This is a genomic window from Klugiella xanthotipulae (assembly GCF_006716695.1).
GTDB classification, from domain to species: Bacteria; Actinomycetota; Actinomycetes; order Actinomycetales; family Microbacteriaceae; genus Klugiella; species Klugiella xanthotipulae.
The window spans coordinates 176,774-196,841 of the sequence record NZ_VFPN01000002.1; the positions used below are offsets into that span (position 1 = coordinate 176,774).

Genomic DNA, 20,068 nt, shown 5'->3' on the forward strand with positions numbered 1-20,068 from the left:
CCATTTCTCAATCTTATACGTGTAAAAAGTCCCATAAGAATGGCCTGAAATTTCGCGCCCTTAGGCAGTTTAGGCGATGTACATGATATTGACCCCGACACCGTCTTCTGCAGAGCAACTCCGAGCGAATTTGCAACATCTGCCTTAGTTATTCCCAGACTATAGCTGAGAGAACTCGACACAGAACAACTCCCGAATATCCTGAACATTGGATCTGCTTTTCCAATAACACATCCACCGAGCAGCTGCTTGAGATTAGGTTTACTCGTTATTTTTTTATCAACAACTTTATACTCATATCACGTAACAGCTATAACCAGATCCGCAATGACAGGGTACTGGTCATCAGTCAAAAAAGATGAACTAATCACCTGCGCGAGCCGAGAACCAACAAACTCGTCGTAAATTAGAACACTTTTCCATCAACGTCCAGTGCCCACGGCGATGATATGCAAGTAACATGTACCACATTTTTGCACCCCTTCAGACACAGCACCGATTACCCGACCGCCAGAATCCTACCGCTCGACGATCACTCCCCGTGTGAACAACCGACGACGCGATGCCCCGGGCGTTCACCTGCCGCGGCCGTTCACGATTGAGCTGACAGGGGGCTACTCCTGGGGCTGGGTCGGCGCGTGCGCCTCCAGAAACTCGTACACCTCTGTGTCATCCACGCCCGGAAAAACACCCTTCGGCAGCGCCGTGAGCACGCTCGCATGCGGCTTGGCCGTCGGCCAGGCATACTCGGCCCAGTTGCCGCGCAACTCGTCAGGTGCACGGCGACAGCACGTTTCATCCGGGCAGCGCGAAACACCGCGGTAGGGGGTATCCCGCCCCTGGAACCAGCGCACATGCTCAAACGGCACGCCAACGCTCACCGAGAACTCACCATCATCGCTGCTCTGCACGCGCGAGGTGCACCAGAACGTGCCTGTCGGGGTATCGGTGTACTGGTAGTACGGGTTGAAACGGTCATCCACGGCAAACACCGTGCGGGAAGTCCAGTGTCGGCAGGACGTCTGGCCCTCAATCGCGCCCATACTGTCGGTGGGAAAGCACACGTTGTCATTCTCGTAGGCCTTCGAAATAGCCCCGCTCTCGTGCACCTTCATAAAGTGCACGGGCAGGTCGAGGTGCCGCGTGGCGAGGTTCGTGAAACGGTGCGCGGCAGTCTCGTAGGAGACCGCAAACGCGTCGCGGAAATCCTCGACAGAGATTCGACGAGCATCCTTCTCGTCTGAGAGGAGCTCGACCGAGGCCTTCTCCGGCATGAGGAGCGCGGCCGTGAGGTAGTTGGCCTCAACGCGCTGGCGAAGAAACTCGGCGTAGTCGCGCGGCTCCTCATGACCCAAGACGTGGCTGGCGAGGGCGTGCAACGGAGCGGAGCGGGGGTCGCGCTCCGTACGGACCCGGTGTGGCAGGTAGATGCGACGGTTCTTCAAATCAGACACCGAACGGGTGGACTTGGGCACATCGGCCACATAGTGCAGCGAAAAACCCAGATAGCTGGCAATCTCGGCGGTCACCCGCTGCGAAAGCGGACCTCCCGTATGCCCCACGGCGCTCAACAGTTCTCCCGCCGTCTGCTCGATGGCCTCGAAATAGTTTCCCTGAGCGCGCATAATTTGGCGCAACTCAGCGTTGGCCCGGCGGGCCTCCTCCGGGGTGGCACTGCGCTCGCTGTGCATCCGCTCGATCTCACGATGCAGGCCCAAAATCACCTCCATTGTCTCGCTCGACAGCGACGGCCCCACCCGCAGCGCCGGTAACCGCAGCGCCGAGAAGGCCGGGCCACGCTGCACCCGTTCCAGTTCAATCTCTAGGGCCGTGCGGCCATCTACCTCCTCCACACTCAACAGGTCACTGAGGGTACAGCCGAGGGCCTCCGCAAGCGTGCCCAACAGTGCGAGCGGTGGTTCACGACGACCGTTCTCCACCACCGATACCTGGCTTGCAGCTCGACCGATACGCCGCCCCACATCATCGAGCGTGAGCCCCTGAGACTTACGGATGCTGCGGATACGCCGCCCCACGGCGACCGCATCCACCCGATATTCACCGGGAGCCTTGGGGGTGACAGCATCTGACGGTCTCAGCGTCTGGTGTGCCCGTTCCCGTGGAGCGGAGTGTCTCGGCGGCAGTGCGTGGGGCATCAGTGTCCGATCAGATCGTAGAAGTTCTGCAAAGTAGAAGAATCATAAAACTTCTACTCAAGAATGTCTATCCACGGGAGCAAGCGACCCCCAAACTCGAAATACAGATAAGTTTTCGATCACAAAGGAGTTCGATCATGACGTACACCCCTCGCCCCGCAGGTGCACCCCGGGCCGGAGACACCCGCCAGACGGCCGACGAAATCCGCCTCGATTGGGAAACAGACCCCCGCTGGGCCGGTGTGAAACGCGACTACACGGCCGAGGACGTTGTTCGTCTACGCGGCAGCGTGACCGAAGAAAACACCCTCGCCCGCCGCGGGGCCGAAAACCTGTGGGAGCTGATCCACGCCGAAGGGTGGGTCGCCGCGCTCGGTGCCCTCACCGGTAACCAGGCCGTGCAGCAGGTCAAGGCCGGGCTGAAAGCTATCTACCTCTCCGGCTGGCAGGTGGCCGCAGACGCTAACCTCTCTGGCCAAACCTACCCCGATCAGAGCCTCTACCCCGCCAACTCCGTACCCAACGTGGTGCGTCGCATCAACAACGCGCTCATCCGAGCCGACCAGATCGAATCGAGCGAAGGTACCGTCACCCGGGACTGGCTCGCCCCCATCGTGGCGGATGCCGAGGCCGGGTTCGGCGGCCCGCTCAACGCCTATGAGCTCATGTCCGCCATGATCTCGGCCGGGGCCGCAGGAGTGCACTGGGAGGACCAGCTCGCGAGCGAAAAAAAGTGCGGCCACCTGGGCGGAAAAGTCCTCGTACCCACCCAGCAACACATCCGCACCCTTAATGCGGCCAGGCTCGCGGCCGATGTGGCCGGGGTACCCTCCGTGATCATCGCCCGCACCGACGCCCTCGCCGCCGATCTGCTCACAAGCGACGTTGATGAGCGCGACCGCCAGTACACCACGGGCGAGCGCACCCCCGAAGGCTTCTACCGGGTGAAGCCGGGCCTGGACCCCGTCATCACACGCGGACTCGCGTTTGCCGAGTACGCTGACCTGCTGTGGGTGGAGACGGGTGTACCCGACCTGGAGCTGGCGCGCACCTTTGCCGAGGCCATCCACGAAAAGTTCCCCGGCAAAAAGCTCGCGTACAATTGCTCGCCGTCGTTCAACTGGAAGCAGCACCTCGACGACGCACAGATCGCTGTCTTCCAGCGCGAATTGGCCGCAATGGGGTACACCTTCCAGTTCATCACCCTCGCGGGCTTCCACTCGCTTAACCACTCCATGTTTACGCTCGCCGAAGGCTACCGCGACCACGGCATGACCGCCTACGTCGAGCTGCAAGAGGCCGAATTTGCCAGCGAAGCCCAGGGCTACACCGCCACACGCCACCAGCGCGAGGTGGGCACTGGCTTCTTCGACCTCGTCTCCACCGCGCTCAACCCCACCAGCGCCACCCTCGCCCTCGCGGGTTCCACCGAATCCGAGCAATTTCACTAGGGGCGCTAACGGTGGGATGCCGCCACCCGGCATCCCACCAGCCCCTCCACACACCCGTCACCGCCGCCTCTAGGAGCCATCATGACCACGCAATCCCGCCCAGAAACCACCCCCGACCGCGCACCAGCAGTGCGCGTAGACGGCCCCCACCACGATCGCTTCGACGAGGTCCTCACCCCCGAAGCACTCGCCTTCGTCGCCGAACTGCACGCCCGTTTCTCCGGGCCACGCCACGAGATCCTGGCGGCGCGGATGCGGCGGCGTACCGACGTCGCCAATGGCCGCGACCTGTCCTTCCGGGAAGACACCGCACACATCCGTGAAGACCGTAGCTGGCGCGTCGCCGGGGCCGGCCCCGGATTGGAAGACCGCCGCGTGGAAATCACCGGCCCCACCGACCGCAAGATGACCGTTAACGCGCTCAACTCGGGGGCCCGGGTATGGCTCGCCGACCTGGAGGACGCCACATCCCCCACCTGGGAAAACATCATCGGCGGGCAGGTCTCGCTCTACGACGCCATCCGCAACCAGATCGACTTCACCACCCCGGAGGGTAAAGAGTACCGCCTCACCCCCCGCCACAACCGCCCCACAATTGTGATGCGGCCGCGCGGTTGGCACCTCGTGGAGAAGCACCTGACCTTCGTGAACCGTCAGGGAGTCGAGATGTCGGCCTCCGGTAGCCTCGTGGACTTCGGGCTGTACTTCTTCCACAACGCCCAGCGACTCATCGACAACGGCACCGGACCCTACTTCTACCTGCCAAAGTTGGAGGGGCATCTGGAGGCGCGCCTCTGGAACGACGTGTTCACATTTGCGCAGGAGCGCCTCGGAATCCCGCACGGCACCGTCCGGGCGACCGTGCTGATCGAGACGATCCCGGCCGCGTTCGAGATGGACGAGATCCTGTACGAACTGCGTGAGCACGCCGCTGGGCTCAACGCGGGGCGCTGGGACTACATTTTCAGCATCATCAAAAACTTCCGCCAACGAGGTCAGCGGTTTATCCTGCCGGATCGCAGTGAGATCACCATGACGGTGCCATTCATGCGGGCCTACACCGAGCTACTTGTCTCCACCTGCCACCAGCGGGGGGCGCCCGCCATCGGCGGCATGAGCGCCTTTATCCCCAACCGCCGCGACCCGGAGGCCACCGAAAACGCCCTTGCCAAGGTGAGAGCAGACAAACGCCGCGAAGCCACCGACGGATTCGACGGGAGCTGGGTAGCCCATCCCGACCTCATCCCCACCGCGCAGGCCGAGTTCGACCGAGTCCTTGGCAAACACCCCAACCAGCTCTTCCTGCTACGAGAGGAAGTACACGTCACGGCGGCCCAACTGCTCGATATTCCCAGCGCCAACGGCACCGTCTCCGACCACGGCGTCTACGATAACGTCTCAATCGCACTGCGCTACATTGAGGCGTGGTTGCGCGGTAACGGTGCGGTGGCCATCAACAACCTGATGGAAGATGCGGCAACCGCCGAAATCTCCCGCTCCCAGATCTGGCAGTGGATCCACCAGGGAACGATCACCCACGAGGGCACCCCTATCACCCGCGACGCCGTGGAGGGACTCGTGGACCGGGTGCTCGCCGAGTGGGAACGCACCCCCAATGATCGGGTCAGCGATGCCGTTGACGTCTTCCGCGAGGTGGCACTAGAGCCGGAGTTCCCGACGTTCCTCACGCTCGGAGCCTACGCCCGCTACCTGGTGGAGCCCGCCCCCGAGCGAGAACCCGCCATCGCCTAGCGGCCCGTTCACACGGAAACACCCCAACCGTATGTATGGTTGGGGTGTTTCCGTGTGAAGCATCAGCAGATCGGGGCTAGTCCGTCTTGGGCTTGGGGCGCGAAGCGAACTCCTCAAACACCGCACGCGGGTGCTGCACGGCCTCAATGTTTACGATGTCTCGGGCCAGGAAAAAGTGGCTCACCCAACCGCCAAACACACGCCACTTGCGCTCCCACGTGGGGATCGCCAGGCCGTGATAGAAGCGGTGTGCGAGCCAGGCAACGTAGCCCTTCATCGCGAACTTCCCCGATTGGAACACCCCAATGTTGAGTCCCAACCCGGCCACCGCACCCGCATTCTTGTGGTTGTAGTCATGCAGACCCTCGCCGCGGATATCGGCCACAATATTGCGAGCCAGCACCTTGGCCTGGCGCACGGCGTGCTGCGCGTTAGGCACGCAGAAGCCGCCGGGGCCGGGGGTCGAGGAGATATCGGGGATAGCGGAGGTGTCACCAGCTGTCCAAGCACCCGCTAGGATACCGTCGTCGCCTTCCACCCGCAGGTCGGGGCGACCGCGGACATGACCACGCTCGCCAATGGGTAGGTCGGTACCGCGCAGGAACGGGCGAGGCATCACACCGGCCGTCCACACGATGAGGTCGGACTCAAAGCTCTCACCGGTAGACAGTCCAATGGTGCCGTCAACAGCCGAGGCGAGCTGCGTGTCCAGGTGAATCTCGGCACCCAGCGACGAGAGCTTCTTGATAACCCACTTACTCGTATCGAGGGATACCTCCGGCATGATGCGGCTCATCGCCTCGATCAGGTGGAAGCGGGTCTCTTCGAAGGTAATCTCGGGATAGCGGCGCAGCAGGGCGCTCGCAAACGAGCGCAGCTCGGCCAGGGTCTCGATACCGGCAAAACCGCCACCCACCACCGTGACCGTCAGCAGGCGATCACGCTCAGGGCCCGCGGGCAGGCTGGCAGCCTTCTCAAAGTTGCTGACCAGGCGGTCGCGCACGGCGACGGCCTCCTCAATCGTCTTCATTCCAATTGCGTTATCTGCGATGCCCGGGATGGGGAAGGTGCGCGACACAGAACCGGTAGCAATCACGATGTGGTCGTACTGAAACTCGTACGCCGCACCCTCGTTAGGCGTGATTGTGACCGTCTTGTCGGCGTGGGAGATCGTGGTGACCTTACCGGCGATGCTCTTCGTCTTCTTCAGATGACGACGGCGGGCAACAACCGCGTGACGCGGCTCAATGGAGCCAGCAGCCACCTCGGGAAGAAACGGCAGGTACGCCATGTACGGAAGCGGGTCCACAATGGTGACCTCGGCCTCCCCGGCACGGAGCCACTTCTCTAGTTTCCACGCGGTGTAAAAACCGGCGTAGCCGCCACCAACAATAAGGATTTTAGACACGAAAAAGCACTTCCTTGACTAGCACTGGACTGGGCTTGAATGGACGATATGCCCCTCAACAACAATACCGGTGGCGACGGCGACACCTATACCACGTATTAGAGTACCGAATCTGGCGACCACGCGGCGCGTTCTAGAGCAATATCGCCAATCGGATTGACTCCGGGGCCGGCTGCAAGGGAGTGACCGACGAGCGCATGCAGACATTTAACCCGGTCGGGCATCCCACCAGCGCTCACCCCGGCGAGCTCTTCGACCACCGCAATCGACTCGCGATCAGCGATGTAACTCTCGTGTGCAGTACGGTAGGCGGCGCGCAAATCCTCGTCGTCGGCAAGTAGCTGATTAAGCTCCACCATGAAACCGTTGGCCTCCAGGTGCGACACCGCGGCGACGGCACCCGGGTGGCAAAGGTAGTAAAAGGTGGGGAACGGTGTGCCATCATCCAGGCGCGGGGCCGTCGATACCACGGCAGGCTCACCCGTGCGCGTACGCGCCGAGATCCCCACAATATTGCGGGCGGGACGGCCCAGCTGAGTGGTCACGATATCAATATCGGCCGGAGTGGGCGGGTCAAAAGGGGGACGGGACATCCGGGCTACTCGCTTTCTTCGTCGGTGGTGGTACCTGCGTCTTGCAGTTGCTGGGCATCCTTCGTGGTGGTGCCGGAGGCAAGAACCGAGTAGGCGAGGGCCTCCACCCAGTCGGTTTCGGTGCGGCGCAACTCGGGGGTGGCCACCGGGCCGGTATTCGCGGGAATCTGCACATCGTCAATCACGACAAGCTGGGTCTCCCCCCGCATCACGTAAAAAAGCCGGTTGCGCGCCTCGGAGCGAACAAAAGACGGATCTTGCCAACGCTTCTGCTCGTCGGTGGCATTATCAAGAGCCTCCTGTTTGAGGCGCACACTCTCCTGCAGCTCGGTAATCTGCTGGCGCTGGTCAAGGTAGACGGACAGGCTGGGACTCAGGATGACAATGCCGAGGGCTAGCAGACCCATCATAATGATCGAAAACCCGGAGAAACGCAGGCCACGAAACCACGAGCGCAACTCGCTCGCGCTCTCGGCGGGTGGCGCGGCCTCGGCCCGGGAGCGGCGCGGGGGCGTCCCGCTCGTCCCACTCGTCCCGCTGCCCGAGCGCAGACGAAGGCGAGGCATCTTCATCTTGATACCTCGCCTTCGTCTCGGGGGCACGAATGTGCCCTAGTGGTTACTTACGCGCTGAAGCGGGGGAAGGCCGAACGGCCGGCATAGCGTGCGGCACCGCCCAGCTCTTCCTCGATACGCAGCAGCTGGTTGTACTTGGCCACGCGCTCGCTACGTGCAGGAGCACCGGTCTTGATCTGACCACAATCGGTTGCCACGGCGAGGTCGGCGATGGTGGTGTCCTCGGTCTCACCGGAGCGGTGCGACAGGATAGCCGTGTAACCGGCACGCTGAGCCATCGAGACAGCATCCAAGGTCTCGGTGAGGGTACCGATCTGGTTGACCTTGACGAGCAACGAGTTAGCCGCGCGCTCCTGAATACCGCGGGCCAGACGCACCGGGTTGGTGACGAACAGGTCGTCGCCAACAAGCTGCACCTTATCTCCCAGTTCCTGCGTGAGGTGTACCCAGCCACTCCAGTCGTCCTCGTCAAGTGGGTCCTCGATCGAGACGAGCGGGTAGTTGGCAACGAGGTCGGCGTAGTAGGCCGACATATCCTGCGCGGTGCGCTGCTTGCCTTCAAACGTATAGGAGCCGTTCTCGAAGAACTCACTCGATGCCACGTCAAGCGCGAGCGCAATATCTTTGCCCGGCGTGAACCCGGCCTGCGTCATAGCCTCCAGGATGAGGTCGAGCGCGGCCGCATTGCTGGCCAGGTCGGGGGCAAAACCGCCCTCGTCGCCAAGGCCCGTGGCCAGACCCTTGCTCTTCAGCAGGCTCTTGAGCGAGTGGTACGTTTCGACGCCCCAACGCAGACCCTCCGAGAAGCTCTCCGCGCCGAGGGGAACAGCCATAAACTCCTGGATGTCCACGCTCGTGTCGGCGTGTGCACCACCGTTGATGATGTTCATGAGCGGCACGGGCAAGGTGCGCGCATTGGGTCCGCCCACATAGCGGTAGAGGGGCAGCCCGGCGGACTCGGCGGCAGCTTTGGCCACGGCCAGGCTGACGCCCAGAATCGAGTTGGCACCGGTGCGCTTCTTGTTCTCGGTGCCGTCAGCCGCAATCAGGGCCGCGTCAACCAGGCGCTGGTCATCGGCAGCGAAATCCTCAATCGCCGGCGCAAGTTCATCAAAAACAGCGGCAACGGCCTGCTGGACGCCCTTGCCCTGGTATCGGTTTTTGTCGCCATCGCGCAGTTCGTAGGCTTCAAAGGCACCGGTGGATGCGCCCGAGGGCACAGCGGCACGACTGACGGTACCGTCGGTGAGGCCGATCTCTACCTCAACCGTGGGGTTGCCACGGGAATCCAGAATCTCACGAGCGATGACGGCATCAATGAAGGCCACAGTTGTCTCCTTATAGGGGCTGTTCAAGTAGGTGCGGATGGAACGACCGCGTGGAAGAACTCCACCGCCTAGTGTATTCGACTCGGCCGGGTTCTCCCGTGAATTCTTCCCGCGAGGCTTAGGCCAGAGGCTTGATGACCAGGCTGTCGGGACCCTCCGTCGCTGCGTTCACAAACGCAAAACTGCCAAACCCAGCCGTAGCCAGGCGGGCAAGCTGCACCTTGGAGTTTTTGGCTCGCTTCTCCAAGCGCACGCGAGTGCCTCCCGCGACCAGGGCGGCTTTCAGGGACACGAGAGAGGCCGCATCCACATCCCCGTCATAAATCACGACCAGAGAGTCCGGGTCGTGCGCCGCAGGCTGCTCGATAAGGTCAACGATGCGCTCGAACCCAATCGAGAACCCCGCCGCGGGAACCGCCTGCCCCAGGAAGCGGCCAATCATCCCGTCGTAACGTCCGCCACCGCCCACGGAACTCCCGGAGGAGGGGTGCGCGATCTCGAAGATGGTGCCGGTGTAGTAGCCCATACCCCGGACAAGGGTGGGGTCGAAACGCAGAGTGACGGCATCCGGTAGAGCGGTGAGCGCGGTGGCGAGGGCCACTAGATCGGCGACAGCCTCGGGGGCACACCCCGCGGGGAGGAGGGAACGAATACGCTCCTCCGTGAGCGAAACTCCCCCGCTAGCCAGGTGCGGCTCAATCGCGGCGAGAACGTCGCTGAGCGCGACGGCCGGTTCAGGAGCGCGTTCGGCCAGCTCCGCGACAACACCGGCAGTGCCGATCTTGTCGAGCTTGTCAATCGAAATCAGAGCGGAATCATACAATTCGGTCGGGAAGCCGCAGTGGTCGAGGATACCCAACAAGATACGCCGATCATTCAGCCGGATGGTGCACCCGTCCAGGCCCAGAGCGCTCAGCACAGCGGAGGTAGCGGTAATCAACTCAATCTCGGCGATCAGACCCTCCTCACCGATGATGTCGATATCGGCCTGAACGAACTGGCGGTAGCGGCCCTTCTGGGGGCGCTCAGCGCGCCAGACCGGCCCGATCTGAATGGAGCGAAAAACGGCGGGCAGTTCGGCGCGGTGCGTCGCGTAGTAGCGAGCGAGCGGCACCGTGAGGTCAAAGCGCAAACCCAGATCGGTGAGCCCCTCGGCCGAGCCGGAGTTGGCAGCCGCCACCAGGTCGGTGTCTTTCAGACCGCGACGAAGAATCCCGAACGCCAATTTCTCATTATCGCCGCCCAGGCCCGAATGCAGCCGGGCGCTATCCTCCACCATCGGGGTTTCGATCTCATCGAAACCGTGCTCCGTGTACACGCGACGAATGGTACTGAGCGCCAGTTCCCGTCGAGCCTTGTCGGTGGGCAGGAAATCTCGCATCCCACGGGGTGGGTTTACCGGTGCAGCCATGCGTTCAATTGTAGGGGTAGGCGCCCGCTCTCACCGCGCCTCCTCGAGCCGAAATTGCCCCGCCAATAGTAAGAAACCGGCAGCGACACTGCCTCAGCACCGGCTGAGCAGACTACTCGGCCAGATCATCCGCCACCCCGCGAATCGCCGCTCGCAGAGCCCGGTCAGCGTTAACACCGCTCCCCTTCGCCGCCGCGACGAGCGCGAGCAGGGCCGCCCCAAACTCCGCCTCGGTCTCGGGATGTGCCACCGCACTCACCCGCACGGGACGCCCCCGACGCGATGCGCGCTCCAGCACCTTATCGGCCAGGGCGAGGGCGGGCAGCGAGAAGGGGACACCCGCGAGAATCGCGCGCGAACGGACCTCCGCCCCCTGTTCGTCTTTGACCTGCTCCCAGGTGCTATTGAGCTGCTCGACGGTCGTTGGCCCAGCATGACCAAAGACGTGCGGATGCCGCCGGACCAGCTTCTCGGCCAGCCCCGCTGCCACCGCATCCAGTTCACCCCGCGCGGTCTCAGCCCGCGCATCGGTGGCCCCGCCTGGCCCCTCGGCGGCCATTGTCGAGTGCAGCACCACCTGGTACAGCACATCACCCAGCTCCTCGCGCACATCGGTGCGATGACGAGCGTCATCCGTGCCCCGCTCAATCACCTCGACCAGTTCGTAACACTCCTCGATGAGGTAGGGCACCAGTGCCTCATGGGTCAACTCGGCGTGCCAGGGGCACTCGGCGCGCAGGCGGGCGACAACACCCACCAGCGTAGACACAGCATCCGGGGTCTCCGTCACGACTCCTCGATTCCCTCACTAGCCTGATAATCCGAGGAAATTCTCGGTATCACAGCTATAGTAGTTTCCGGTGAGTCGGGAAGCCTGGTCGACACAGACCACCAACGAACCCGAAAGGCAGCCATGAGCTTCCTCCGTTCCAACCGCACATCCGCCGCGCTCCTTCTGGTCGCCGCCGTGCTGGGCCTGGCAATTGCCAACAGCCCCCTCGCGCAGGCCGCCCAGGATCTACAACACGCCCACCTGGGCCTACCCGGGCTGGGCCTCGACCTCTCGGTGGGGCACTGGATCAGTGACGGCCTACTCGCCGTTTTCTTCTTTATCGTGGCTATCGAACTGAAACATGAGTTTGTGGAGGGCGACCTCAACTCGGTCAGCAAGGCCATTCGCCCCGCGATTGCTGCCCTCGGCGGTATCCTCGTGCCCGTCGGGGTCTACCTGGCGATCACCTGGGGCAGCGGCTACGAGAACGGCTGGCCCATCCCCACCGCAACCGACATCGCGTTTGCGCTCGGCGTGCTCGCGGTCGTGGGCAGGGGACTACCAACAACGGTACGGGCGTTCCTGCTCGCGCTGGCCGTGCTGGATGATCTGGCCGGGATCCTCTTCATCGCCACCTTTTTTACCAGCAACGCCCAGGTGGGGTTGATCGCACTGGGCCTCATTCTCACGGTGATCTTTGGGGCCCTTAGCTGGCGGTACGCGGCCCTGCGCCGCCGCGCCCGACGGCCCTCGCAGAAACGCCATCGTGCAGCCGAGTGGGGTCTCCTCCTGGCCATGATTCTGATCGGACTGCTCACCTGGTATGTGGTATACCAATCGGGTATCCACGCCACCATCGCGGGGGTGGCTCTCGGTTTCGCTATGCACCGCGCCCCCGCGCACCGCGCGCGCTATCTGATCGAGCCCGTCAGCAATGTGGCGGTACTACCGCTCTTTGCCTTCTCGGCGGCGCTGGTGACCATCCCGACCCTGGGCGAGACACCCCTCGCAGCCCCGTTCTGGGCCATCGCTATCGCACTGCCATTGGGTAAGCTCATCGGCATCGTGGGGGCAACGCTCCTCGCGGACCGTCTCCTGCGCACGAAGCAGCCCGCCATCCTCAATGTGGGCGATATGCTCGCGGCCGGAGCGCTCGGGGGCATCGGATTCACGGTCTCGCTACTGATGAACGAACTGGCGTTTGCGGGCAACCGGGCGATTGCCGATCAGGGGGTGCTTGCCGTGATTATCGGTTCGGCCGTGTCCATCGTGCTCTCGGTGGCTCTGGTGCGCTGGCGGGCGCGGCACTACAAGCGAGCGCGGGTGGCAGCGAACGCAGCCACAAGCTAGTCCCCGCTGGCCTCTCCGGCACTCTCCGTTGCGGCCTCAGGCAGTTCCGGCAGGATCACCTCGACCAGCTTCCGCACCCAATCGATCAATTCGGTGCCGCCAAGCGTCACACCGTGGAGCACCGGCAGTGGGACCGTCATGGTACCTGTCGTGTTCACGTAGCGCGAGCCGGGATAGAGGCGCATCATCCGCATCTGGCGTGAATCCGGCAGATCAACCCGCTCCACCTTAAGGTTAGGGCCAAGCACAACGACCTTACTCAGTCCGTGCAGGCCCGCCAGGCGGCGCAGGCGCGAGACGCGCAGCAGGTTCTCCACCTCAGCCGGCGGGGTGCCATAACGGTCTGCCAGCTCTTCCATCACCAGGTCGAGCTGGTCGGCACCGGCCACAGAGGAACTCGCGGTTGAGAACTTCTGATAGGCCTCCAGTCGCAGCCGTTCGCTCTCCACATAGTCTTCCGGAATGTGCGCCACCACGGGCAACTCCAGGTTGAGCTCCGTCAGACTCGCCGTCGCCTCACCTCGGAAGGTACTCACCGCCTCGCCAATCATCCGCAGGTAGAGGTCAAAGCCCACACCCGCGATGTGGCCCGATTGCTCGCCACCCAGCAGGTTTCCGGCCCCGCGAATCTCCAGGTCCTTGAGCGCCACCTGCATCCCCGAGCCCAGCTCGTTATTGGTCGCGATGGTCTCCAAGCGTTCGTGTGCGGTCTCGCTGAGCGGCCGGTCCTCGTCGTACATGAAGTAGCCGTAAGCTCGCTCGCGGCCGCGCCCCACACGCCCGCGCAGCTGGTGCAGTTGACTCAGACCGTACTTGTCGGCACGGTCAATGATGATGGTGTTGGCGTTCGCGATGTCGAGGCCGGTCTCCACAATCGTGGTCGAAACGAGAACGTCAAACTTCCGCTCCCAGAAGTCCACCACAACCTGTTCGAGGGTGGCCTCCGACAGTTTGCCGTGCGCAATCGCGATGCGAGCCTCCGGCACGAGCTCGGCCAGGTGGGCCGCAGTGCGGGTAATGCTCGACACGCGGTTGTGCACGAAGAAGATCTGCCCCTCGCGCAACAGCTCACGGCGAATAGCCGCGGCGATTTGTCGATCAGAGCGCGGACCGACAAACGTGAGAATCGGATGCCGATCCTCCGGTGGCGTCGCGAGCGTTGACATCTCACGGATACCCGTCACCGCCATTTCCAGGGTGCGCGGGATGGGTGTGGCGCTCATCGCGAGGATGTCCACATTCGTCTTGAGCTTCTTGAGCGCATCCTTGTGCTCCACGCCAAAGCGCTGCTCCTCATCCACAATCACAAGGCCGAGGTCTTTGTAGACAACACTCGCAGCGAGGAGGCGGTGCGTGCCGATGACGACATCCACCGACCCGCTCGCGAGGCCGTCAAGCACCTCACGGGCTTCCTTATCGGTTTGGAAACGACTGAGCGCGCGCAGGTGCACGGGGAACCCGGCGAAACGCTCCTGAAAAGTTTCGAGATGCTGTTTGACCAGGAGCGTCGTCGGCACGAGCATCGCGACCTGTTTACCGTCCTGGACCGCTTTAAAGGCGGCTCGCACCGCGATCTCGGTTTTTCCAAAGCCCACATCCCCCGAAACGAGCCGGTCCATCGGAATGGGCGACTCCATATCGCGTTTCACATCGTTGATCGTCGTCAGCTGGTCGGGAGTCTCGACAAAGGGAAATGCCTCCTCCAGTTCACGTTGCCAGGGGGTGTCGGGCGAGAAAGCGAACCCTTTACTCGCCATCCGGGCAGAGTAAAGCTTAACCAACTCAACCGCGATATCGCGCACAGCCTTGCGCGCGCGGCCCTTCGCCGCCGACCAGTCTGAACCGCCCATTTTACTGAGGGCGGGGGCCTCGCCGCCCACATAGCGGGAGAGCTGGTCAAGCTGGTCGGTAGGCACAAAAAGCTTATCGGCCGGGTAGCCACGCTTGGAGGGTGCATACTCCAGGGCCAGGTACTCACGCAGTGCTTTCGTGGCATTACGACCCGAACCCGTCGTGATCTCACGCTGCGTCAGCTCAATAAAACGACCGATACCGTGCGTCTCGTGCACCACAAAATCGCCGGCTGCGAGCTGAAGCGGGTCCACCACATTTTTACGGCTACTCGCGAGTTTCTTCACCTGACCGGCCTGATAGGTGGCGCTGCGGCCGAAGAACTCGGCCTCGGTGAGCACCGCCAGGCGCGCCTCGGTGCTGACAAAGCCGTGGTCGATGCTGCACGCCACGAGTGTGGCGACGAGCGCCTCGGGAGCCCCCTCCAGGGTGGGTACCACACGTCCGGCAACCTCGTGCTCGCTGAGCACGTCGCGCACCCGCTCAACCGTGCCCTGGCCCTGCGCCGTCACAACCACACGCCAGCCATCCCGCACCAAGCCACCCACGTAGTCAACGGCTCCGTCAATGCTGCCCTGAAAGCTGGGCACGGCATCCGCCTCGATACGCACATAGCCGTCGATGCCCTGGCTGATGGGGTCGTGCTCGTCGCGCTGAAAGGAGCTGAGCGTCCACCAGGGACGCTCCCCCGTCGAACCGCGCAGGGTATTGAGCGACAGAAAATCGCCCGAGGCAAGGTCGATGGGGGCGTCAGCCCCGGCGGTCGCGGCGTTCCAGGCAGCGGCCAGAAACTCACGGTTGGTCTCGGCAAGACTCACGGCGCGGGTAGCGACACGCTCGGGGGCGATCACGGCGACCGCGGCCTCCGCCGGAAGGTAGTGTGTGATGGGCACGAGACGTTCCACCAGCGCGGGGGTCAGGCTTTCCATTCCCTCAGCGGGGATACCCTCGGCCACCTTCTCCAGCATCGCCGACAGGTTCGGAAACTCGCTCTGCATCTCGCGGGCCCGCTGCCGCACCCCCTCATCCAGCAGCAACTCGCGGCTCGGTACCAGCGTGGCCTCGGTGAGCTCCACGGGGAGGCTGCGCTGGTCGGCCACCGAGAACGGGCGGATCTCCTCCACCTCGTCACCAAAAAATTCGATCCGCACCGGATGCTCGGCCACGGGCGAGAACACGTCCAGCAAACCGCCACGCACCGAGAACTCGCCGCGACGGGTCACCATGTCTACACGGGCATAGGCGAGGGCAACCAGTCGCTCACTGACCTCGGTCAGATCGTGGCCACGTCCACCCGTGACAAAGTGCAGCGGTGGAACCGAGAGGAGGTTGTCGGCGAGCGGTTGCAGCGCGGCCCGCACGGCACCAATCACGATGAGATCGCGGCCAGACTCGGGCCTCCACTCGCTCATGGTGCGCAGGGCGGTCAGGCGGTGTCCGACCGTCTCGGCGCTCGGGCTCAGTCGCTCGTGCGGCAGCGTCTCCCAGGCCGGAAACTCGACAATATCGACGTCGGGGAGCAGCGCGGCCAGCGACATCCGCAGGCTCTCTGACTCGCGGCCCGTCGCCGTGACAATAAACAGCGCGGATGCCCGGCCTCCCCCGCCTCGCCCCGCTAGCAGGCCTGCCAGCAGCGGAGCCCGCAGCCCCTCGGCCAGAGAGAAATCAGCATCTTCAGCGGTATAACTGAGGGCCCGGTGGAAGCTGTGGGACGTGGCGAGTGTGGCAAGAATTCCGTGAAGAGTCACCGGACAATCTTACCCCCGATCACACCGGATACGTCCGGGCTCCCCCTCCCGAGGCAGGGAACCTGACTGTCACTAACAACCTTCCGGAACGGCTTCACGCAGCCCGCTCTAGGCGGACTCCAACCGTGAGTGCTCACCTCTCATACACGCTGCATCCCAGCGGGGAGGGAGCACCGATATTTGGTACCCTCTGGTCTCCCGGGAGTAGTGTAGAAAACGTGCTGGCCTCGAATTGAACGAGAATAACTTGTTCACAACGAACCACCCGCATCACACTCACTGGGAACGGGCTAGGCTCCTTTCGGGGCGTCCAAAACCCAGCGCGTGACTCATTTAAATCCCCCCATAGAAAAGACATCTTGCACATGAAAATTCCGTCATTTCTCGTCTCGGAGTCGCTCAAAAATAACCTAGAAATTGTTCAAGGGGTTGCCAACGTGGCAACGGGCGCTGCGAAAAACATAAAAACAACTCAGGAAGCCAAACGGCTAGCTGCCGATAACCCCGCTCGCCCCGGGATGGAGCACCTTTTTTGCTACGGCACTCTTGTCCTCCACGGAATGCCAACAGCAACGTTTGCGCTCGTCACACCCGTTGAGGAGGTTCGCGGGTTACTCCATAACTCGTGGGGTATCAATAACCATGACGAGGCTATCCACACCCTTAACCTGGTTACGTGACGAGGGGCACCGAACAGCATTTACCGTTTTTGTGCGACCTGCACTGACATACACGCCACCGAAGTACACGGCAGTGCTTGCCTCCGCCTACAGCGGTGGTCGTAAGGGTAACGTGAGCGCGATCTCTCCTGAGCTTGCGGCCTACGGCGACGAGGTTGGCACAATGTTGACCCGCCTCGCTGAGGCCCGCAAACTTGTGAAGGGAAAGAACCTGACCGTAGACGACTTTAACACGACTACCAGCATGGATGCGTGGGATATTGAACGCATCGGTAACGTCGTTCGATTCTCGGTCGCGTCAGGCTACCTCAGCGAAGACGAAGGATACGAATGGTTGGCCGTTGCCGACCGGATGACTCGGGAACGATTCTCCTCGTGGACGCAATACGCGGCCTCTTTCCTGGTGGGTCGCGCACTCTGCTATGACGGAGAGATGGCTGATGTAGCGCTCAACGCGGGTTCGGCCACCCGCAACGAAAAGAGTCCCTGGCTGACCTTCCCGCTCTAACGATTTTCCGGGGTTAGTTAATACCAAAGTTCTGACCCACGAGGGTCATCCCGGTATAACGGGGGCCTCTTCGTCTGGGGTCGGCGCGCTGAGCGCCCCCCTCTCGAAGAGGCCGCCGTGTCCCGTACAACAGCCGCCGTGACCCCGCGCAAAACGAAAAGACCTACCGCGGGCGATGAAAGCGCTGCTGCGCCTCCGCCAGCCCACCCGCCACAATCACCTCAACGGCGTCTGCCGCCTCGTCCAGCAACGAGGGTAGGGCTTGGCGCTCGAGTGAACCGAACTCACGCAACACGTAGTCGGCCGGATCTTGACGTCCCGGCGGACGTCCGATGCCGACGCGCACGCGGGTAAAGTCTGGGCTGTCGGCAGCCTTCGCGATGTCGCGCAGACCGTTGTGGCCACCGTGGCCACCGCCCGTCTTAAGTTTGATGGTGTCAAAGTCGATATCGAGTTCGTCGTGCACCACGATGAGACGGTCCACCCCCAGCGAATAGAAACGCAGCAGCCCAGAGACGGGGCCGCCGGACACGTTCATAAAGCTATTGGGTTTGGCGAGCACCAGGCGGGGACCGCCCATCCCGGCACGCACCTCGGCGACCTGCGCATTAGCTTTGTGTCTGCCGAAGCGCCCCGAGTGTCGCTCCGCGAGCGCGTCGAGCACCATCTGTCCCACATTGTGCCGAGTCTTCGCGTACTGGGGTCCGGGATTGCCGAGGCCCACCACCAACCACGTATCCACGACGCTCTCCTCTTCTCTGGTCTGGTTAACGGGTCGAGCCCGCCGAAACAGGTCGCGAATAGTCACGATGATGTTTCGGCGGGCTCGATAGTCCGCGGAACTACTCGGCAGCAGCTTCTTCGGCGGCGTCGTCAGCGGCCGTACCCGAGCGGGGCACGACGATGTTCACGATCAGCAGATCGGCATCATCAGCCAGCTTGGCACCGGTGGGCAGCTGAATGGCACCGGCGTGAATCTGGTCGCCCTCCACAAGGCCGTCAATGCGTGCGACGACGTTCTCGGGAATGTGCGTAGCTTCAACCAGGAGACGCAGAGTGTTCAGCTCCAGCATGGCCAGCGTTCCGGGGTAGGACTCGCCCTCCACGTGGACGGGAACCTCAGCCTCAACCAGTTCACCCTTCTTCACCACGATGAGGTCGATGTGCTCAACGATCTGGAGAACCGGGTCACGCTGAACATCCTTCACCAGGGTCAACTGCTCGACACCATCAATATCGAGGGTCAAAACAGCGTTGGCCTTACGGATGATGAGGCCAACCTCGTGACCGGGCAGGGTTACGTGCTGGGGCTCGGTGCCGTGGCCGTAGATGACGGCGGGGATCTTCCCCGCGGCGCGGAGCTTACGGGCGGCACCCTTACCAAACTTTTCGCGAAGTTCGGCAGAAACCTTGTTCGTGTCGTCACTCATAGTGTTCTCCTTGCGGGCTAAGCCCGTTCATTTGGGAGCCGTGAGGCTCATGGTCTGTATTCAACTCGCGCCGTTCGCAGCGTGAGGAAAGACTTCCGCCTCACCCACCGCGTCGATAACGGATGCCACATTGATGCGACATCCCTCGCCGAAGTACAAGGCCCGAGTTTACACGGTTCGTCAGCAGAACGCACCACCTCCGTCGTCCGGGGTGCGGCCACGAGTCCGGGAGCCTAGTGCGGCGGGATCTCAACACTGAACGGCAGGAGGGCCTCAGGGCCAGCCTCGCCACCCACCGCAGCCACGAGACGCTCGCGCGCGCGGGCCAGGTGCTCGTCAAGCAGACGGGCCACCGCATCCCCATCGCCCTGGCGGATATAGGTCAGGATCTGGTCGTGCTCGGCACAAATAATCTTGGGATCGAGCAGGCGGCGGCCCTGCACCTGGGTCATGCAGATGCGCACCTCGCTCACAAGGGTGCCATACAGTTTGCTCGTGCGGGGGCTGCCCAGCGCATCAATGAGACTCGTGTGGAAACGCATATCTGGCTCCACAATCGCGAGGGCATTCTCGGAGTCGAGCGCCTCGGCGATCTCGCGGTTGGCCCGCACGGCAGCCGTGGGAACGGTTCCTCGTGCAGCGAGTCGGCGCAGCACCTCGGTTTCGAGGTACGCACGGCTACGGTAAATATCGCGAACATCCTCGGGCCCCAACTCGGGAACACGCGCGGTCTTGTGCACCCCACGCACGAGCAGTCCCTCGGCGACAACTTTTTCGATTGCAGCCTTGGCCGTGGGTCGGGCAACCTCATAGGTCTGGGCAACATCGTTCTCGGTAAAAGCCGTGCCCCCGGGAAATTCTGCGGCGTACAGGCGGTTCCTGAGATCCTCGGCAACCGCATCAACGATGGACGTTGCCGACACTCTGGGCTTCATCAAAGATCTCCTGCGAACGGTAAAAACCCATTGTCGCAGAGAGAACGACGGATCCGCATTCGCTATCCAAGTGTATTTGTAAGACAATATTTCTCGTAGCAATGACGCCCACACGATGAG

The 20,068-nt window shown here is 62.7% G+C and carries 16 protein-coding genes; 5 read left to right on the forward strand and 11 right to left on the reverse strand.

The window, feature by feature from the left end; translation table 11 throughout:
- Window positions 1-614 precede the first annotated feature (614 nt).
- On the reverse strand, window positions 615-2,156 hold the full coding sequence (locus FB466_RS06950) for an XRE family transcriptional regulator (RefSeq protein ID WP_141917128.1): 1,542 nt from the start codon (window positions 2,154-2,156) through the stop codon (window positions 615-617).
- A gap of 137 nt (window positions 2,157-2,293) precedes the next feature.
- Here FB466_RS06950 and aceA point away from each other — a divergent pair, with 137 nt between their 5' ends.
- Both aceA and aceB read left to right on the forward strand, forming a co-directional pair.
- Window positions 2,294-3,607 (forward strand): isocitrate lyase, encoded by a 1,314-nt coding sequence (gene aceA, locus FB466_RS06955; RefSeq protein WP_141917129.1) that lies wholly within the window; start codon window positions 2,294-2,296, stop codon window positions 3,605-3,607.
- An 81-nt stretch (window positions 3,608-3,688) separates the two neighbouring features.
- Window positions 3,689-5,359, forward strand: a complete 1,671-nt coding sequence (aceB, locus tag FB466_RS06960) for a malate synthase A (protein ID WP_141917132.1) — start codon at window positions 3,689-3,691, stop codon at window positions 5,357-5,359.
- A 76-nt stretch (window positions 5,360-5,435) separates the two neighbouring features.
- Here aceB and FB466_RS06965 read toward each other — a convergent pair whose 3' ends face one another.
- From FB466_RS06965 to FB466_RS06990, 6 genes are all read right to left on the reverse strand, one after another.
- Window positions 5,436-6,767, reverse strand: coding sequence for an NAD(P)/FAD-dependent oxidoreductase (locus FB466_RS06965; RefSeq protein WP_141917134.1), 1,332 nt, complete (start codon window positions 6,765-6,767; stop codon window positions 5,436-5,438).
- Between the two features lie 98 nt (window positions 6,768-6,865).
- Window positions 6,866-7,360, reverse strand: a complete 495-nt coding sequence (locus FB466_RS06970) for a DUF501 domain-containing protein (protein WP_141917136.1) — start codon at window positions 7,358-7,360, stop codon at window positions 6,866-6,868.
- A 5-nt stretch (window positions 7,361-7,365) separates the two neighbouring features.
- Complete coding sequence (locus FB466_RS06975) at window positions 7,366-7,926, reverse strand: FtsB family cell division protein (protein WP_170206055.1); 561 nt, start codon at window positions 7,924-7,926, stop codon at window positions 7,366-7,368.
- Between the two features lie 56 nt (window positions 7,927-7,982).
- The gene (eno, locus tag FB466_RS06980) at window positions 7,983-9,263 is read right to left on the reverse strand and encodes a phosphopyruvate hydratase (RefSeq protein WP_141917139.1); all 1,281 of its coding nucleotides are present in this window, start codon (window positions 9,261-9,263) and stop codon (window positions 7,983-7,985) included.
- Window positions 9,264-9,381: 118 nt separating this feature from the next.
- Complete coding sequence (gene hisS, locus FB466_RS06985; RefSeq protein WP_141917142.1) at window positions 9,382-10,674, reverse strand: histidine--tRNA ligase; 1,293 nt, start codon at window positions 10,672-10,674, stop codon at window positions 9,382-9,384.
- Between the two features lie 112 nt (window positions 10,675-10,786).
- Window positions 10,787-11,464, reverse strand: coding sequence for a MazG nucleotide pyrophosphohydrolase domain-containing protein (locus FB466_RS06990; RefSeq protein ID WP_141917150.1), 678 nt, complete (start codon window positions 11,462-11,464; stop codon window positions 10,787-10,789).
- Between the two features lie 123 nt (window positions 11,465-11,587).
- Between FB466_RS06990 and FB466_RS06995 the strand changes: the two genes are divergently transcribed.
- On the forward strand, window positions 11,588-12,796 hold the full coding sequence (locus FB466_RS06995; RefSeq protein ID WP_141917152.1) for a Na+/H+ antiporter NhaA: 1,209 nt from the start codon (window positions 11,588-11,590) through the stop codon (window positions 12,794-12,796).
- On the opposite strand, the gene mfd is transcribed toward FB466_RS06995, so the two are convergent.
- A complete protein-coding gene (mfd, locus tag FB466_RS07000; protein WP_141917154.1) occupies window positions 12,793-16,395 on the reverse strand; it encodes a transcription-repair coupling factor in 3,603 nt (1,200 codons plus the stop codon). The two genes, FB466_RS06995 and mfd, sit on opposite strands and share 4 nt — an antisense overlap.
- Before the next feature lie 365 nt (window positions 16,396-16,760).
- Here mfd and FB466_RS07005 point away from each other — a divergent pair, with 365 nt between their 5' ends.
- Together FB466_RS07005 and FB466_RS07010 are read left to right on the forward strand one after the other, a co-directional pair.
- Window positions 16,761-17,075 (forward strand): hypothetical protein, encoded by a 315-nt coding sequence (locus FB466_RS07005; RefSeq protein ID WP_141917162.1) that lies wholly within the window; start codon window positions 16,761-16,763, stop codon window positions 17,073-17,075.
- Window positions 17,076-17,106: 31 nt separating this feature from the next.
- Window positions 17,107-17,583: a DUF1266 domain-containing protein gene (locus FB466_RS07010; protein WP_246054572.1), complete on the forward strand. Its 477-nt coding sequence runs from the start codon at window positions 17,107-17,109 to the stop codon at window positions 17,581-17,583.
- A gap of 163 nt (window positions 17,584-17,746) precedes the next feature.
- On the opposite strand, the gene pth is transcribed toward FB466_RS07010, so the two are convergent.
- From pth to FB466_RS07025, 3 genes are all read right to left on the reverse strand, one after another.
- Window positions 17,747-18,325 carry an aminoacyl-tRNA hydrolase gene (pth, locus tag FB466_RS07015; protein ID WP_141917889.1) on the reverse strand — a complete coding sequence of 193 codons (579 nt, stop codon included), beginning with the start codon at window positions 18,323-18,325 and terminating at the stop codon, window positions 17,747-17,749.
- 100 nt (window positions 18,326-18,425) lie between these two features.
- Window positions 18,426-19,013, reverse strand: coding sequence for a 50S ribosomal protein L25/general stress protein Ctc (locus FB466_RS07020; protein WP_141917165.1), 588 nt, complete (start codon window positions 19,011-19,013; stop codon window positions 18,426-18,428).
- 233 nt (window positions 19,014-19,246) lie between these two features.
- Window positions 19,247-19,948 carry a GntR family transcriptional regulator gene (locus FB466_RS07025; RefSeq protein ID WP_141917167.1) on the reverse strand — a complete coding sequence of 234 codons (702 nt, stop codon included), beginning with the start codon at window positions 19,946-19,948 and terminating at the stop codon, window positions 19,247-19,249.
- Between the last annotated feature and the right edge of the window lie 120 nt (window positions 19,949-20,068).